Source organism: Rhodococcus wratislaviensis (assembly GCF_900455735.1).
GTDB lineage: Bacteria > Actinomycetota > Actinomycetes > Mycobacteriales > Mycobacteriaceae > Rhodococcus_F > Rhodococcus_F wratislaviensis.
Genome location: NZ_UAUI01000001.1, coordinates 1 through 15333, shown reverse-complemented (window position 1 = coordinate 15333; position 15333 = coordinate 1). Strand labels below are relative to the sequence as shown.

11 protein-coding genes are annotated in these 15333 nt (G+C 70.6%); 10 read left to right on the top strand and 1 reads right to left on the bottom strand.

Annotated elements, in window-relative coordinates:
• Positions 1-4: 4 nt before the first annotated feature.
• Positions 5-2593 (bottom strand): bifunctional lysylphosphatidylglycerol flippase/synthetase MprF, encoded by a 2589-nt coding sequence (locus tag DTA22_RS00060; RefSeq protein ID WP_112298136.1) that lies wholly within the window; start codon positions 2591-2593, stop codon positions 5-7.
• 175 nt (positions 2594-2768) lie between these two features.
• Between DTA22_RS00060 and DTA22_RS00055 the strand changes: the two genes are divergently transcribed.
• The 10 genes from DTA22_RS00055 (at position 2769) to DTA22_RS00005 (ending at position 15324) form a co-directional block, all read left to right on the top strand.
• On the top strand, positions 2769-3182 hold the full coding sequence (locus tag DTA22_RS00055) for a BlaI/MecI/CopY family transcriptional regulator (RefSeq protein WP_005246077.1): 414 nt from the start codon (positions 2769-2771) through the stop codon (positions 3180-3182).
• Positions 3183-3208: 26 nt separating this feature from the next.
• Entirely contained in the window at positions 3209-4162 is a 954-nt protein-coding gene (locus tag DTA22_RS00050; RefSeq protein WP_073366721.1) for a M56 family metallopeptidase, read from the top strand.
• Between the two features lie 225 nt (positions 4163-4387).
• Complete coding sequence (locus DTA22_RS00045; protein WP_112298135.1) at positions 4388-6280, top strand: DEAD/DEAH box helicase; 1893 nt, start codon at positions 4388-4390, stop codon at positions 6278-6280.
• A gap of 152 nt (positions 6281-6432) precedes the next feature.
• Positions 6433-7884 carry an NADP-dependent phosphogluconate dehydrogenase gene (gndA, locus tag DTA22_RS00040; RefSeq protein ID WP_112298134.1) on the top strand — a complete coding sequence of 484 codons (1452 nt, stop codon included), beginning with the start codon at positions 6433-6435 and terminating at the stop codon, positions 7882-7884.
• A 95-nt stretch (positions 7885-7979) separates the two neighbouring features.
• Positions 7980-9377, top strand: a complete 1398-nt coding sequence (locus DTA22_RS00035; RefSeq protein ID WP_112298133.1) for a DEAD/DEAH box helicase — start codon at positions 7980-7982, stop codon at positions 9375-9377.
• Positions 9378-9382: 5 nt separating this feature from the next.
• Positions 9383-10261, top strand: a complete 879-nt coding sequence (locus DTA22_RS00030; protein WP_112298132.1) for a DMT family transporter — start codon at positions 9383-9385, stop codon at positions 10259-10261.
• Between the two features lie 3 nt (positions 10262-10264).
• Positions 10265-11701: a GMP reductase gene (guaB1, locus tag DTA22_RS00025; protein WP_112298131.1), complete on the top strand. Its 1437-nt coding sequence runs from the start codon at positions 10265-10267 to the stop codon at positions 11699-11701.
• Between the two features lie 306 nt (positions 11702-12007).
• On the top strand, positions 12008-13378 hold the full coding sequence (locus DTA22_RS00015) for a hemolysin family protein (RefSeq protein WP_112298130.1): 1371 nt from the start codon (positions 12008-12010) through the stop codon (positions 13376-13378).
• Positions 13371-14459, top strand: coding sequence for a hemolysin family protein (locus DTA22_RS00010; protein WP_037237718.1), 1089 nt, complete (start codon positions 13371-13373; stop codon positions 14457-14459). The genes DTA22_RS00015 and DTA22_RS00010 overlap by 8 nt, the downstream gene beginning before the upstream one ends.
• A 4-nt stretch (positions 14460-14463) precedes the next feature.
• Positions 14464-15324, top strand: a complete 861-nt coding sequence (locus DTA22_RS00005) for a 3-methyladenine DNA glycosylase (protein ID WP_112298129.1) — start codon at positions 14464-14466, stop codon at positions 15322-15324.
• The last annotated feature ends 9 nt before the right edge of the window (positions 15325-15333 follow it).

Below are 15333 nucleotides of genomic sequence, written 5' to 3'. Positions count from 1 at the left end.
GCCGTCAGCGTCGGCCGCCGATCATCGTCCGCACCAACCGGTAGCTCTGCCCCAGCGACACCGTCGGCAGGTACGCCCTGCCGACGGCGTTGCCGATGCTCGGCAGGGCGGCCGGGTCGGCGAACGTCATGTGCATGGCCACGTACCGGGGCTGGAACTTCGACTTGAACGCCAGCAGCGAACGGAACCCGTACACCGGTTCCAGGGTCCGGCCGAGCAGATCGAGGACGCTGTCCATCACCGCCGACAGGCTCGACGACTCCGACCGTTCCCGCTCGTCGGCGTCGCCGTCCGGTTGCTCGACCTTCGCGAGCGGGGCGCCGGACAGGCTCAGGAACTGCGCGCCCTCCTCTTCCAGTTTCAGCGCCGCGGACGCGATGAGGAATTCCATCGCCGGCCGGAACCCGTCCGAGCGCCGCCGCATGAAGTCGAGGGTCCAGCCGACCACCCGCCCGTCCTGGTACACCGGCAGCCAGGACGTGACGCCGTGGACGGTGCGGTCCTCGTCGACGGCGATCAGGCAGCGCACCTCCGGGTCGTCGACCTCGTCGAGTCCGCCGAGCGTGAACCCCATTTCCGGCATCCCCTTGTCGGCCACCCATTCCTCGGAGATCGCCGTGATCTGGTCGGTGATCGACCGCGGGGCGCTGGGGAAGCTGACCCATTCCGCGGTGATCCCCGACTTCTTCGCCTTGTTCAGGGCGGTCCGGACGTCCTGGAATCGCTTGCCGGTGAACGCGATCTGCCCCAGATCCAGCACCGTCTCCTCCGCGACCTGGATGCCGCTCCAGCCGAGGGCGTCCGTGACGGCGCGGACCTCCCCGGTCACCGAGTAGAAGCACGGGATCCACCCGTTGGCGGCGGCGAATTCGGCGAAGTGTTCGACGTTGTCCCGCAACCGGTCCGGCGGGCCGACCGGGTCGCCGGTGGTGAGGGCGACGCCGGCGAGGACCCGGTACGCGACGTAGCCGGTGCCGTCGGCGGAGAACCAGTAGTTGTTGCCGCGCCACGTCGTCATCCAGGACAGTGGGCTTCCGCTCCCCGACTTCAGCAGGGCGCGTGCACGTTCGGCGGACTCCGAGTCCGATCCGATGGCGGGACTGAGGAACGTCGCGGCGACCAGCGCGCACGCCGCCACCCAGAACACCACCCCCGTCCACTCGTACAGCAGGGTCGCGGGAATGCTCACCGGCAGCAGCCGGGGGTCGAGCCATTGCAGGTAAACGGGCGGGATGAGCCGCTCCGGGAAGTCGGCCAGCAGCGTCGTCACGCCGGGCCGGGGGTCGAACCCGTTCCGGGCCCACAGTCCGCCGAGGACGTAGAGGACGGCGAGCCCGGCGAGGACGGACACCAGGACGACGGCCAGCCGGCGGTAGGTGCCTGCCGGGGCGGAGACGTCGAAGAACCGCCGGGTGGCGAGCAGCACGATCAGGATCGCCAGCGGTGTCAGGAACGGCACCAGCGTCCGGTACAGGTTCGGGTCGGCGAGTCCGTAGAACAGCGAATCCTCGTCGAGGGAGTCGACGAACCGGACCGCGAAGTTCAGCAGCGACAGCACCAGCAGGATCACCTGCGCGATCACGGACGCGACCCACGCGAAGCGACGGCCCCGTCGGAGGCCGTCGCTGAGGGTGAGGAGGAACAGGGACGGCATCAGACTGAGCAGGGTCGGCCCGACCCCGGACAGGCGCAGTTCGAGCAGCCCGCGCCGGCATTCGGGGTCCGCCGCCGACACCTCGCACAGGTCGCGGACTTCGCCGGCCGTGTAGGGGATGCCGCGGAACAGGTCGCGGAGCACGGCGAGCGGTCCGACCGCCTCCGCGGACAGCGCCGCGATCATCGGGCCGATCGCGCTGGCCGCCACGATGATCGCGACCAGCACCCGGCCCTCACGCTGGGTGCCCGCGATCCGCTCGCCGCGGGCGGAGCGGCCGACGATCCAGCGGCCGATCACCAGCCCCACCACGGCCGCGGCGAGCCGCACCACGTCCTGCAGCGACCCACTGAACAGTGCCAGGGTGATCGTGAACACGAGGACACCGACGCGGATCCGCCGCCGCCACAGGGTGCCCATGTTCGAACTGGCCACCATCGCGGCACCGACGATCCACGTGCTCGGACCGACGGCCATGCCCACGTGCAGCCGGAAACCCCAGTTCGCGTCGACGACCTTCGCGACGGCGGCCACCGACAGTGCGAGCAGCCCGCCGAGCACCTGGGTGGCGACCGCGGCCAGCGCGAACCGCGCCGATCCCATGCGGCGTTCGAGCGGTGCGGCCGCCACGAGGACGAGGACGGTCGTCGACAGATAGGCCAGGACGTCGTCGCCCCACAGCCCGGCCGTGAACAGGGTCCACACCCACCCGTTCTGGAACGCCCGGATCCCGATCGCGACGTGCTGGGACAGGTCGTGGGAGGGGCCGCTGATCACACTGGACGTGGCGATCGCGAGGATCCAGATCACGACCAGCAGCGCGATGCTGATCGGTGCACCCCGCACCCCGCCCCAGACCCGTTCCGCTGCCCGCCCGGTCTGACCCTTGACCCTGGCCGCCGCACCGTGCCCGGTCGCCGCGCTGTCGTCGGTCTTCATCCGCCAGGTCCCCACTCTCCGCGATGTCGAGAACGAACGCTTGCCCGGCGGGTCGGCCGCTGCCAACCCGCCCGTAAACCACCCCTTCGGAGTATGGCCAATACCACACGCCATCACGCAGTTTTACTACTACCAGTAGTACGTATCTGCGTCGTCGTATCCGTAGAATCGGTTTATGGCTGGACTCGGCGAACTCGAACGCGCAGTGATGGATCACCTGTGGTCCACTTCGGAACCGCAGACGGTACGGCAGGTACACGAGGCACTGGCGGCACGCCGTGAACTCGCGTACACGACTGTCATGACAGTGCTCCAGCGGCTGGCGAAGAAGCACCTCGTCATTCAGCAGCGCGACGACCGCGCCCACCGGTACCTGCCGGTGCACCAGCGCGAGGAGCTCGTCGCGAGCCTCATGGTGGACGCACTGCAGCAGGCCGACAAGTCCGGAAGCCGCGCCGCCGCACTCGTGCACTTCGTCGGCCAGGTCGGCGCCGACGAGGCCGACGCGCTCCGCGAGGCCCTCGCCGCGCTCGAGGCCAAGGAGCGGTCCACCGGAGACAATCAGTCGGGAACCGTTCGCGCCGGCTGACGTTCGTCATGCATGATGAGTAGGACATGGACGCCACCACCGCGCTGGTATTCGGAGTACTCGCACTTCTTCTCGCAGGGCCTGTCCCTGCGCTGTTGAGTCGTGCCCGATGGCCGCATCGCGCCCCCCGAGCAGCACTCGTGCTGTGGCAGGCAATCGCCCTCGCCGCAGTTCTGTCCGCATTCAGTTCGGGCCTCGCGATCGCCAGCCAGCTCCTGGTCCCCGGACCGGACGGACGCCCCACCACGGCGCCGGTCGCCGAGATCGACGCCCTGGGCCTTCCCCTGTGGCTGCTGTACGTGGTGGTCTTCGCGCTCACCCTCCTCGTCGGCGCCAAACTGATCTTCGCGATCGTGCAGGTCGGGGTCCGCACCCGGCGCCGGCGCGCCCGGCACCGCATGCTGGTCGACCTCCTCGACCGCTGCGACTCGTCGTCGCCGCTCGCCCGCACCCCGGACCTGCGGGTCCTCGACGTCACCGAGCCCATCGCCTACTGCCTGCCCGGTCTGCGCCAGCGGGTGGTGCTGAGCCAGGGCACGTTCACCAACCTCGACGACGCGGAGATCACCGCGATCCTCACCCACGAGCGGTCCCACCTGCGGGCCCGGCACGACCTCGTCCTCGAGGCGTTCACCGCCGTCAACGCCGCCTTCCCCACCGTGGTGCGCAGCAAATCCGCGCTCGGGTCGGTGCAATTGCTGGTCGAGATGCTGGCCGACGACTCCGCCGTCCGCGCCACCGGGCCGACCGCACTGGCCCGCGCCCTCGTCGCCTGCTCGGGGTCGATCGCCCCGAAGGGCGCCATGGCCGCGGGTGGCCCCAGCACCCTGCTGCGGGTGCAACGGCTGGCCTCCTCGGAGGCGGGAACCCCGGTGGCTCTCGCCGCCTACGCCGCGTCGGTGGCCATCCTCGTGGTGCCGACCATCGCCGTCGCCGTCCCCTGGCTCACCGAACTGAGCCGGTTGTTCAGCGCCGTATAGTCGCCCAGCTCACAACCCGCCGGGTTCGATATCCGGGCGCCCCGTCGCGTACACTGGTCGACGGTCGCCACTGCGGCCCATCAACACTGAAACGGCACACAGCCCAATTCCCCGCACTTCCGCGAATGGATTGACCAGGTGACATGTGCCCTGGCTCGTCCCTTTGTGCGTGCTGCATGACAGCCCCCGCTCCGCGACGCGCCCTATGCCCGGAGAGGTACCTGCGTGACCAACGCTGTCCAGACGACGTCTGCCCCACTAGAGCAGACCGAGACCGTAACCCCTGATCAGAGCGCCACCGAGGCCGACACGGCCACCGTGACGTTCGCCGAGATCGGCCTGCCCGCACCCCTGGTGCAGGCCCTCGCCCGCAACTCCATCACCGTCCCCTCGCCGATCCAGGCGCTGGCCGTCCCCGATGCGCTGGCCGGCACCAACGTCCTCGGCCGCGCACAGACCGGATCGGGCAAGACCCTCGCATTCGGCCTGCCGATGCTCACCCGCCTGTCCCGGCACGAGGACCGGCCCGCACCCAAGCGTCCCCGCGCCCTGGTGCTCGTTCCCACCCGTGAACTCGCATTCCAGGTGGTCGACTCCCTCAACTCGTACGCCGGGGCCATGGGACTGACCGTCCGCCCCGCCGTCGGCGGCACCCCGTTCACCAAGCAGGTCGACCAGCTGCGCCGCGGCGTCGACATCCTCGTCGCCACCCCCGGCCGGCTGAACGACCACTTGCGTCAGGGCACCTGCATCCTCGACTCCATCGAGATCACCGCGCTCGACGAAGCCGATCAGATGGCCGACATGGGCTTCCTGCCCGAGGTCCGGGCCATCCTCGGGGAGACCCCGGCCGACGGCCAGCGTCTCCTGTTCTCGGCCACCCTGGACCGTGAGGTGCAGTCGCTGGTCCGCCAGTTCCTGCCCGACCACGTCCAGCACTCCACCGAGGACGGTCGGGCCAGCGTCGACACGATGGAGCACTACGTGCTGCTCGTCGACCGCGGCCAGAAGGACAACGTCCTCGCGGAAATCGGTGCCCGCGACGGCCGCACGATCATGTTCGCCCGCACCAAGCTCGGCTGCGAGGGCATCACCGACCGCCTCCGCGCGGTGGGGATCGCCGCCGAGGCGCTGCACGGCGGCAAGGCGCAGAACCAGCGCACCCGTGTCCTCGAACGGTTCAAGAACGGCCGCACCCCCGTGCTCGTCGCGACGGACGTCGCCGCCCGCGGCATCCACGTCGACGGCATCGACCTGGTCGTCCACGTCGACCCGCCCGCCGACCACAAGGACTACCTGCACCGTGCAGGCCGGACCGCCCGTGCAGGCGAGAAGGGCACCGTCGTCGCGATCGTGCTCCCCAACCAGAAGCGCACATTCCGCCGCCTGACCGGGATGGCGGGTGTCGACGCCACCGCCGTGCCCGTCACCCCCGGCTCGGAGAAGCTGGCCAGCATCACCGGCGCCAAGGCGCCCAGCGGAGAACCGGTGCGCGACACCTACTCCCGCGGTGAGCGTGGCGGCGACCGCAAGTTCGGTGACCGCGGCCCCCGCCGTGAAGGCGGATACGCAGGCCGCGACGGCGGCGGCTACCGCGGCAATCGCAGTGACCGTGGCGAGCGCAGCTTCGGCGACCGTCCGTCGGGCGGTCGCAGCTTCGAGGGCCGTGGCCCGCGCCGCGACCAGACCGACAACCGGTCCGGCGGCTACCGGGGCGACCGCCCGCAGCGCGACGGCGACAACCGCGGCGGGTACCGCGGTGACCGCGACAACCGGACGTTCACCGATCGGGCCCCGCGCCGCGACTTCGGTGACAGCGCACCCCGCCGCGAGTACGGCGGCGGCAACAGCGCCCCGCGCCGCGACTTCGGCGACCGCGGCGACAGCCACCGCGGCACCGGCGAGCGCAGCTTCGACCGCAGCGCACCGCGCCGCGACTTCGGCGACAACCGCGGTGCGGCAGGCGGGTTCCGCCGCGACGACCGCCGTGACGATCGCCGCCCCGCGGCCACGTCGGAGCGTCGCCCCGCGGCGACGACCGGTGGCGGGTTCCGCAGCCGCACGGAACGTCGCTCGTACGACGGCTTCGACGGCCCGCGGCGTGAGCGCCGCAGCTGATCGATCGCTGATCGGACAACCGAACATCGAACTGTGAGAGAAGGCCGGCCGTCGCGTGTGCGACGGCCGGCCTTCGTATGTTTGGCTTAGGCGGTCGAGGTTTTCGTAGCCGCCGATTTCACTACCGCCGAGCGAGAGGGAATGCTGTATCCATGACTATCGACAACACTGAGGGTGCCCGCGCCCAGATCGGCGTCACGGGACTGGCCGTCATGGGCTCTAACATCGCCCGCAACTTCGCCCGGCACGGTCACACGGTCGCGCTGCACAACCGCAGCATCGCCAAGACCGACGCCCTCATCGAGGAGCACGGCAGCGAGGGCGATTTCGTCCGCACCGAGACGATCGAGGAGTTCGTGGGCGCGCTGCAGAAGCCGCGCCGCGTGCTGATCATGGTCAAGGCCGGCGACCCCACCGACGCCGTCATCGAGGAACTCGCCGCGGCGATGGAGCCCGGTGACATCATCATCGACGGCGGCAACGCCCTGTACACGGACACGATCCGCCGCGAGGCCTCGCTCCGGGAGCGTGGCCTGCACTTCGTCGGCGCCGGCATCTCCGGCGGCGAGGAGGGCGCGCTCAACGGTCCGTCGATCATGCCGGGCGGCCCGAAGGAGTCCTACGCGGCCCTCGGACCGCTGCTCGAGTCGATCGCCGCGCAGGTCGACGGCACCCCCTGCTGCACGCACATCGGCCCCGACGGGTCCGGCCACTTCGTGAAGATGGTGCACAACGGCATCGAGTACGCGGACATGCAGCTCATCGGCGAGGCGTACAACCTGCTCGGGTCCGCCCTCGGCTACGACGCCGGCAAGATCGCCGACGTGTTCACCGAATGGAACGGCGGCGACCTCGAGAGCTACCTCGTCGAGATCACCGCGGAGGTGCTGCGGCAGACGGACGCCAAGACCGGTAAGCCGCTCGTCGACGTGATCGTCGACGCCGCCGAGCAGAAGGGCACCGGCCGCTGGACCGTCAAGTCGGCGCTCGACCTCGGTGTCCCCGTCACCGGAATCGCCGAGGCCGTGTTCGCCCGCGCCCTGTCCGGGTCCCGCGAGCAGCGCAAGGCCGCGGTCGGGCTGGCGTCCGGCGTCCTCGCCGACAAGCCCACCGATGCCGCCCAGTTCACCGAGGACATCCGGCAGGCCCTGTATGCGTCGAAGGTCGTGGCCTACGCGCAGGGATTCGACCAGATCGCGGCCGGCAGCGCCGAATACGACTGGGACCTGCACCCCGCCGACCTCGCGACCATCTGGCGTGGCGGCTGCATCATCCGCGCCCGGTTCCTCAACCGGATCAAGGACGCGTACGACGAGAACCCGAAGCTGCCGAGCCTCATCCTGGCCCCGTACTTCCGGGACGCCATCGAGACGGCCATCGACAGCTGGCGACGGGTGGTCTCCACCGCCACGCTGCTCGGGATCCCGGTGCCGGCGTTCGCGTCGTCGCTGTCCTACTACGACGCCCTGCGCGCGGAGCGGCTGCCCGCCGCCCTGACGCAGGGGCAGCGCGACTTCTTCGGCGCCCACACCTACGAGCGGGTCGACGCGGAGGGCAAGTTCCACACCCTCTGGAGCGGTGACCGCAGCGAAGTGCAGGCCTGAGCGTCGCCGACTGCCCGCCTCGGCCGTGACGTACCGCGTGTACGGCACGGCCGAGGCGTCGAAGGCCCCACCTCGGAGGCGGTAGCCTTCTCGATATGCCCGACGACGAGTTCTCCTCGCCCGCACCGGTGGGTGAGACGTTCCTCGCGCTCGGTCTCCCCGCGGTGATGACCCACGCCCTCGACCGCAGCGGCATCGGGGCGCCGTTCCCGATCCAGGCGGCCACCATCCCCGACGTCCTCGCGGGCCGCGACGTTCTGGGCCGCGCGCCGACCGGGTCCGGGAAGACCTTCGCGTTCGGACTGCCGATGCTCGTGCGGCTCAAGGGCGCCGCGAGCAGGCGGGGCTTCCCGCGCGGCATCGTCCTGGTGCCCACCCGGGAACTGGCATTGCAGATCGAGCGCGCGCTGGACGAGCCGGCCCTGTCCGTGGGGTTGCGGGTGGCGAACGTCGTCGGCGGGATTCCCATCAAACGTCAGGTCGAGATCCTGTCGCGGGGCGTCGACCTGCTGATCGCGACGCCCGGACGCCTCGCCGACCACATGGCGCAGGGATCGGTGTCGCTGGACGACGTGACCGTGCTGACGCTCGACGAGGCCGACCACATGGCCGACCTGGGGTTCATGCCGCAGGTCACGACGATCCTCGACAAGACCCCGGCGGACGGTCAGCGGCTGCTGTTCTCGGCGACCCTCGACGGGGAGGTCGACACCCTCGTCCGGCGGTACCTGCGAGACCCGGTGACCCACTCGACGGCGCCGGTCACCGCGTCGGTGAGCACCATGCGCCACCACCTGCTGTTCGTCGACCGGGTCGACAAGAGATCCGTTGTGGCACATATCGGTTCACGTGCGGGACGCACCCTCATGTTCGTGCGCACCAAGTACGGGGTGGACCGGCTCGCGCAGCAACTCCACGAGGCCGGTATCTCCGCGGGCGCCCTGCACGGCGGCAAGGCGCAGAACAACCGCACCCGCACCCTCGAATCGTTCGCCGACGGCACCACCCCGGTCCTGGTGGCCACCGACGTGGCGGCGCGGGGCATCCACGTCGACGACATCTCGCTCGTCGTCCACGTCGATCCCCCGGCCGACCCCAAGGACTACCTGCACCGCGCCGGCCGCACCGCCCGCGCCGGTGAGCCCGGTGTCGTGGTCACCCTCGTCACCGAGGACGAACGCGCCGAGGTGGAGAAGCTGACCCGCAAGGCCGGGATCGAGGTGGACGGCGTGCGGGTGCGGCCCGGCGACCCGGTGCTGGCCGAGATCACCGGCGCCCGCCGCCCCACCGGGAAGGCGGTCCCCGCGCCCGACACCCGGGCACCGGCGCAGGACACCCCGAAGAAGGGCAGGCAGGCGCACGACACCGGGGGTCGGCCGGCCCGCCGCGGCCGGCCCGGGGACGGCGGCGCACCGCGGGCGGGTGCCCGGCGCGGTCGGAAACCCGGACCTGCGTCAACTCCGCACGGACACCGCAACCGCGGGGCACACTGAGAGGCATGTCCCTGCCGTTCGCGTCGATCGTGTGCGCACTGATCGCGGCGTTGCTGTTCGCGTGCGCATCGGTCGCCCAGCAGAGCGCGGCGTCCGCGGTCCCCGAGGACGCCGCGCTGATGACCACCCTGCTGCGCAGTCCCCGCTGGTGGGCCGGCTTCGTCGGCGACGGCGGCGGGTACGCGATGCAGGCGGTGGCGTTGGCGCTCGGATCGGTGCTCGTGGTGCAACCGCTGCTGGTGACGGCGTTGCTGTTCGCGTTGCCGTTGTCGGCGAAGTTCTCCGGGTACCGGCTCAGCCGCACCACCTGGGCCCTCGCCGTCGCGCTGGCCGTCGCGCTCGCGATCTTCCTGGTGATCGGCGACCCCACCGAGGGCAACATCGACGCCCCGTTCCGGGAATGGGTGGTGCCGCTCGGCATCCTCCTCGCCGTGGTGGCGGTCGCCGCCGCCGCGGGGATGTCGAAGATCGACCCCGGATGGCGGGCGCTGCTGCTCGGCGGGGCGGGCGGCATCCTGTACGGGGTGGCGGTCGCGTTCACCAAATACGTCGTCGAACTCGTGCCCCGCGGGCTGTGGGCGGTGCTGAGCAGCTGGCAGGCGTGGGCGCTCGTCGCCGCCGGCCTGGTCGGGGTGTATCTGCAGCAGCGCGGCTTCCAGGTGGGTCCGCTGTCCGCGTCACTGCCCGCGCTGACCATCGCCGAACCACTCGCCGCCGTCTTCCTCGGCATGACCGTCCTCGACGAGCGGCTGCGGGTGTCGGGCCCCGGACTCGTCGTCGTCGGCTGCGCGGTCGCGGTGATGCTGGTGGCCACGATCGGACTGTCCAGGTCGCAGGCCCAGCGGACATCCGACACCACCGCAACTTCCCCGGTATCGTCCTGACATGTGCAGTTCCTCGACGGGCATCGCCCTCCCTATGACCTGACGTACGACGACGTGTTCCTAGTGCCGAACCGCACCGAGGTCACCTCGCGATTCGACGTCGACCTGGCCACCTCGGACGGGTCGGGCACCACCATTCCGATCGTCGTCGCCAACATGACGGCGGTCTCGGGACGCCGCATGGCGGAAACGGTCGCCCGCCGCGGCGGTCTGGTGGTGCTCCCCCAGGACCTTCCGGCGCCCGCCGTCGCGGAGACCGTGTCGTTCGTCAAGAGCAGGCACCTGGTCGCCGACACCCCGGTCACGCTGGGCCCCGACGCCGCCGTGTCCGACGCCCTGGCGCTGCTGCCGAAGCGGTCGCACGGCGCCGTGGTCGTCGTCGAGAACGACCGCCCCGTCGGTGTCGTCACCGAGGGCTCCTGCACCGACGTCGACCGGTTCGCGCGACTGCGCTCGGTGGCGCTCACCGACTTCGTCACCGCCCCCGTCTCCGCGTCGCCGCGGGAGGTGTTCGAACTCCTCGAGGGCAAGCACGACTCCCTCGCCGTGATCGTCCACCCCGACGGCACCCTCGCCGGTGTCCTCACCCGCACCGGCGCCATCCGGGACGGCATCTACCAGCCCGCCGTCGACGGCAACGGGAAGTTGCGGATCGCCGCGGCCGTCGGCGTCAACGGCGACGTCGCCGCGAAGGCCCGCGCCCTCGTGGACGCGGGGGCCGACCTGCTGGTCGTCGACACCGCGCACGGCCACCAGCAGAAGATGATCGACGTCCTCGGCGCACTGAAGAAGGCCGACCTCGGTGTCCCGCTGGTCGCCGGCAACGTGGTGTCCGCCGCCGGCACCCGGGACCTGATCGACGCGGGCGCCGACATCGTGAAGGTCGGCGTCGGACCGGGCGCGATGTGCACCACCCGGATGATGACCGGGGTGGGCAGGCCGCAGTTCTCGGCCGTCGAGGAGTGCGCCACGCAGGCCCGCGCGATGGGTGCGCACGTGTGGGCCGACGGAGGCGTCCGTCACCCCCGCGACGTCGCTCTGGCCCTCGCCGCGGGCGCGTCGAACGTGATGATCGGGTCGTGGTTCGCGGGCACCTACGAGTCGCCCGGCGACCTGCGCGTCGACCAGTCCGGCAATGCGTACAAGGAAAGCTTCGGGATGGCCTCCAAGCGTGCGGTCGCGGCGCGCACCGCCACGGACACCGCGTTCGACCGGGCCAGGAAAGGCCTGTTCGAGGAGGGTATTTCGAGTTCCCGGATGCGCCTGGACCCGGAACGTCCCGGCGTCGAGGACCTGATCGACCACATCTGCTCGGGTGTGCGCAGCACCTGCACCTACGCGGGCGCGCGGACCCTCGCGGAACTGCACGAGCGGGCCGTTCTCGGTGTGCAGTCCGCCGCCGGGTTCGCCGAGGGCCGCCCGCTGCCGGCCGGCTGGTGACGACCGCATCCTGATGCGCCGGTGGGTGTCCTGTTCCACGGAACCGGACATCCACCGGTATCATGGGTCGCTCAACCACACCAGTTCTCGGCGCCGGACCCGTCCGGGCCGTCGAGGCCGAACGAGAGGACTCCGGTGCCCGCGGCACCCACACACGAAGCAAGCGCCCCACCCGCCGTCTCCGGGAGTGCCGTCGCCTCCTGCTCCGTGGAATCGGACTCCGATTCCGCCGGTTCGGAGGGCTCCTCTAGCGAGCCGGGTGACAAACCCGGCGACCCCCGTTCCTCAGCTCGGCGGCGATGACACATGGACATCGCGCTCAGCATTCTCGCTCTGCTCGGCTTTCTCGCCCTGACCGCGGGTACCGCGTTGTTCGTGGCGGCCGAGTTCTCCCTCACCGCCCTCGAACGCAGCACCGTCGACTCGCACGCCCGCGACGGTGACCGCCGGGCCCGGCAGGTGCAGCACGCCCACCGCACGCTGTCCTTCCAGTTGTCCGGGGCGCAGCTCGGCATCACCATCACCACGCTGATCACCGGCTACCTGTCCGAGCCGGTCCTCGCCCGCTTCATCACCCCGGTGCTGTCCGCGATCGGGTTCAGTGAATCCGCTGCCGCGGCAACATCATTGGTGATCGCCCTCGTTCTCGCGACCTCGTTTTCGATGGTGTTCGGCGAACTCGTGCCGAAGAACCTCGCCATCGCCCACCCCCTGCCCACGGCCCGTGCGACGGCCGGCATGCAGGCCGCGTTCTCACTCATCTTCAAGTGGGCCATCAACGGGCTCAACGGAACCGCGAACTGGCTGGTGCGGCGCCTCGGCATCGAACCGGCCGAGGAACTGCGGTCGGCGCGGTCCCCGCAGGAGCTCGGTTCGCTCGTGCGGACGTCCGCGCAGCGCGGCGCCATCGACAAGGGCACGGCACTGCTGGTGAACCGCTCGTTGCGGTTCGGGGAACGCACCGCGGAGGAACTGATGACCCCCCGTGTGAAAATCGAGACCCTGTCCACCACGGACACGGTCGCCGACCTCATCGACACCGCCTCCCGCACCGGGTTCTCCCGCTTCCCCGTCGTCGACGGCGACCTGGACGACGCCGTCGGCATCGTCCACATCAAGCACGCGTTCGCGGTGCCCGCCCACCGCCGGCGCACCGCCCGCCTCAACTCGCTCGCCCAGAAAGTCCCCGTGGTGCCCTCCAGCCTGGACGGTGACGCCCTGATGGAGCGGATCCGGTCCGACGGCATGCAGGTCGCGTTCGTCGTCGACGAATACGGTGGCACCGCCGGGATGGTCACGATGGAGGACCTGATCGAGGAGATCGTCGGCGACGTCCGCGACGAGCACGACGAATCGGAGATCGACGTCCAGCGGGTCGGTGACGGCTGGTCCTGCTCCGGGCTCCTCCGCGTCGACGAGGTCTCCGACACCACCGGTTACACGGCACCCGAGGGCGAGTACGAAACCCTCGGCGGACTCGTCCTCACCGAGCTCGGCCGGATACCCGACGAGGGCGACGAGGTGGAACTCCCACTGCCCGAGGGCGCGCACGATCCCGGTGGCCGGTGGGTCGCCACCGTGACCCACATGGACGGCAGGCGCATCGACCGGGTGCTGCTCACCCCCAAGCCCGACGAGACCGGCGACACCGACACCGAGGAGGGCGACGATGAGTGACCTCTTCGGTGTGCTGCTCACGTTCGTGCTGCTGGGAGGCAACGCCTTCTTCGTCGGCGCCGAGTTCGCGCTGATCTCGGCCCGCCGCGACCGGCTCGAGGCCCTGGAGTCGCAGGGCAAGAAACGCGCCCGCACCGTGATCACGGCGGGCGAGAACCTGTCGCTGATGCTGGCGGCCGCGCAGCTCGGCATCACCATCTGCTCGATCCTGCTCGGCAAGGTCGCCGAACCCGCGATCGCGCATCTCCTCGAGGTCCCGCTCCACGCGGTCGGCCTGCCCGCCGGGCTGCTGCACCCGGTGGCGTTCACGATCTCGCTGGCGCTGGTCGTGGTGCTGCACATCCTGCTCGGTGAAATGGTGCCGAAGAACATCGCACTCGCGGGCCCGGAGCGGACGGCGATGCTGCTGGTCCCGGTGCACCTGCTGTTCATCAAGCTGGCGCGCCCGCTGATCTCCTTCTACAACCTGTGCGCCAACCTGACGCTGCGGTTGCTGCGGGTGGAGCCGAAGGACGAACTCGACGTCACCGTGTCGGCGGTGGAACTGTCCGAGATGATCGGCGAATCCCGTTCCGAGGGACTGATCGACGCGGAGGAGCACCGTCGGCTCACCCAGGCGCTGGAGACCACCGACCGCACCGTCAGCGAGGTGATGATCCCCCTCGACGAGGCCCGGACCATCCCGCTGTCGGAGGGAGGAACGCGGCTCGGCGCCATCGAGCAGGCCGTCGTCGAGACCGGGTACTCCCGCTACCCGGTGCGCGCCGAGGACGGCTCGCTCGTCGGGTACCTGCACCTCAAGGACGTGCTCGACGACATCCTCGACGAGGAGGCCGGACCCGACACCCTGATTCCGCGGTCGGACATCCGTCCGTTGCCGCGCATGTCGACCACCACCCCGCTCGCGGAGGCCCTGGCGAGTCTGCGGCGCGCCAGCTCCCACCTGGGGGCGGCGGCGGACCCGTCCGGGCAGATCGTCGGCATCGTCGCCCTCGAGGACCTCGTCGAGGAATACGTGGGCACCGTCCGCGACGGCACCCACCGCGTCAACGGCGTCAATCCGGGACAGCGAACGAGCTGATCGGATGGACGTTCTGGATGCGTCGGAGTGGATCCCTCGCCGCGACCGGCACCGGGCGAGGGTGTCCGCACTGATCGGACCGCACCTGGAGCGCCGGGAACGCGGCGAGACGCACCCGGTGATCGACTTCCTGTTCACCTACTACAGTTACCGGCCGAATCAGCTGCTGCGCTGGCACCCCGGGTGGGGAACGGTCCTCGCCGACGGGCAGGAGTACGCCCAACTCCGCGGGTATCACCGCACCGCCGCCGGCGTCACCGTCGACCCGGAGTTCCTGCAGCGCCGCTCGGACACGGTCGCCTTCACCGCACGACTGATGGAGGCGACCGCCGGGCGTCCCACCCACCTGTCCTGCTTCGGCCTGCACGAGTGGGCGATGGTCTACCGGTCCGACGAGGTGCGGCACGGCAGCGTCCCGCTGCGCCTCGGGCCGGGCGGCACCGACTCCGTCGTCGAGTCGCTGCACCTGCGGTGCACCCACTACGACGCGTTTCGGTTCTTCACCCCCGCCGCCGAACCGCGGAACAGTGAGCCGTTGACCCGGGCCGATCAGCTGGGGCGGGAGCAGCCCGGGTGCCTGCACGCGTCCATGGACTTGTACAAGTACTGCTTCAAGCTGGCGCCGATGATCGACTCGGACCTGACCGTCGACTGCTTCGAGCTGGCGCTCGCCGCACGGGAACTCGACATGCGGGCCAGCCCGTACGACCTCACCGCCTACGGGTACACCCCGATCCCGATCGAGACCCCACACGGCCGCGCCGAGTACGTCCGGGAGCAGTCGGCGCTGGCCGCCCGCGCCGCACCGCTTCGTGCCGCATTGCGTGACCGGTGCCGCCGGTTGCTCGCTACCGTGAGCCCATGACTCTCACGG

Coding starts and splice junctions, on each gene's coding strand:
- DTA22_RS00055 (WP_005246077.1), top strand. CDS start 2,769: ATGGCTGGACTCGGCGAACTCGAACGCGCAGTGATGGATCACCTGTGG.
- gndA (WP_112298134.1), top strand. CDS start 6,433: ATGACTATCGACAACACTGAGGGTGCCCGCGCCCAGATCGGCGTCACG.
- DTA22_RS00010 (WP_037237718.1), top strand. CDS start 13,371: ATGAGTGACCTCTTCGGTGTGCTGCTCACGTTCGTGCTGCTGGGAGGC.
- DTA22_RS00030 (WP_112298132.1), top strand. CDS start 9,383: ATGTCCCTGCCGTTCGCGTCGATCGTGTGCGCACTGATCGCGGCGTTG.
- DTA22_RS00050 (WP_073366721.1), top strand. CDS start 3,209: ATGGACGCCACCACCGCGCTGGTATTCGGAGTACTCGCACTTCTTCTC.
- DTA22_RS00035 (WP_112298133.1), top strand. CDS start 7,980: ATGCCCGACGACGAGTTCTCCTCGCCCGCACCGGTGGGTGAGACGTTC.
- DTA22_RS00060 (WP_112298136.1), bottom strand. CDS start 2,593: ATGAAGACCGACGACAGCGCGGCGACCGGGCACGGTGCGGCGGCCAGG.
- DTA22_RS00015 (WP_112298130.1), top strand. CDS start 12,008: ATGGACATCGCGCTCAGCATTCTCGCTCTGCTCGGCTTTCTCGCCCTG.
- DTA22_RS00005 (WP_112298129.1), top strand. CDS start 14,464: ATGGACGTTCTGGATGCGTCGGAGTGGATCCCTCGCCGCGACCGGCAC.